General features: G+C 41.7%; 1 protein-coding gene. It reads right to left on the reverse strand.

The window, feature by feature from the left end; genetic code table 11:
• On the reverse strand, nt 1–1,205 hold a 1,205-nt coding region (gene add, locus EHQ58_RS15435), incomplete at its 3' end, for an adenosine deaminase (protein ID WP_135624813.1).
• Nucleotides 1,206–1,349: the final 144 nt, after the last annotated feature.

The following is a 1,349-nucleotide window of genomic DNA, read 5'->3' on the forward strand; positions in this document are numbered from 1 at the left end:
GAAAAATCTAAAAAACGATAGAGTTTAAAATACTCATAAGTTAGATTTACGTTAAAAATTTCCGGGTCATCCGTGTTGATAGAGAGCATCATACCTTGGTCATAATAATAACGAACAGGATGGTTTTGTTCTTTTCGAACATATTTTCCTGTGAAGACATTTGAAGTCACACAAATCTCGATCGGAATCTTATTGTCCTTCATGTACTTCATCAGTTCCGGATCTTGGATCGCGGATGTTCCATGGCCGATTCTCTCCGCCTTACACAAGCTTACTGCATCCCAGATTGCCCAAGGTCCGTCATCTTCACCTGAGTGAGAAACACAACGAAGACCCGCTTCCCGTGCTTTCTTAAAAACTTCAGCATAATCTTTTGCTGGGCCCATCAGTTCTGCCCCGCCAAGACCAATTCCGATGACTTCTTTGTGTTTCAAACCTAACACGCGATTGAGGTTGTTCATCGCGTTGGCAGGACCGAAAGATCTCGAAACGTCAACGAGCAATCGAATGGTTATCCCATCTTTCACCTCAATTTGTCGAATCCGAGTCACCATGACTTCGATCATTTCATCGAAATCCAAACCATTTTGAATGAATTTGGACGGAGCAAAAAATGCCTCTGAGTAAATGATATTATTTGATCTCAGATAATCTGCAAGGCTATCTATAAAGTACCCTAAATCGCTGGCTTCTTTTACAGCACCCTGGACAAAGAAGAAAACTTGTATAAAGCCATTGAGGTCTTTAAAGTTATACTTATCCTCAAACTCTTTATCCGTAACTTCTACACCATTTTTCTTGTACAAAAACTTGAGAGTCTCTTTGTTTACACATGCTTCTAAGTGAAGGTGGATTTCTGTTTTTGGAATGTCTCGTATGAAATTAATGACATCCTGTTCATTGGGATGTGCGAGAGACAAATCGCCCGCGAGAAGGGACTTTCTCTCCTTTAAGAAGGTGACTTCTTCTGTGGAGGGAAGGCCTGGCTCTTTCGGAAATAGCCATGCGGGTGGGTTGACGACAGGCAATTCCATCAACGCCACGCGTTCGTTCAGTAAGGTATTGATTTGTTTGTCAAAGGTTAGCTGCAAAGACGGCGAGTACGGACGATCCGCTGGCAAACGGCCTTTGAGTCGGTTCAGCTCCGCGATGTCTCTATCAATGACGGAGACTCGATTTAGTATTTCTGCGAATTGAACTTCCATGTTCCTGGAAATTCTTTTGCGACTCTGACCTCCCTACAAGAATATTTTTAAGATTCTTATGAAATTAGATATTTAGTGATGAAAATTCTTTCCGAAGAGAGTAATGGGAGCGGAAAAGACTGGAAATTTTTCCGAATTATGTCG

The sequence above is a fragment of the Leptospira ognonensis genome, assembly GCF_004770745.1.
GTDB lineage: Bacteria > Spirochaetota > Leptospiria > Leptospirales > Leptospiraceae > Leptospira_A > Leptospira_A ognonensis.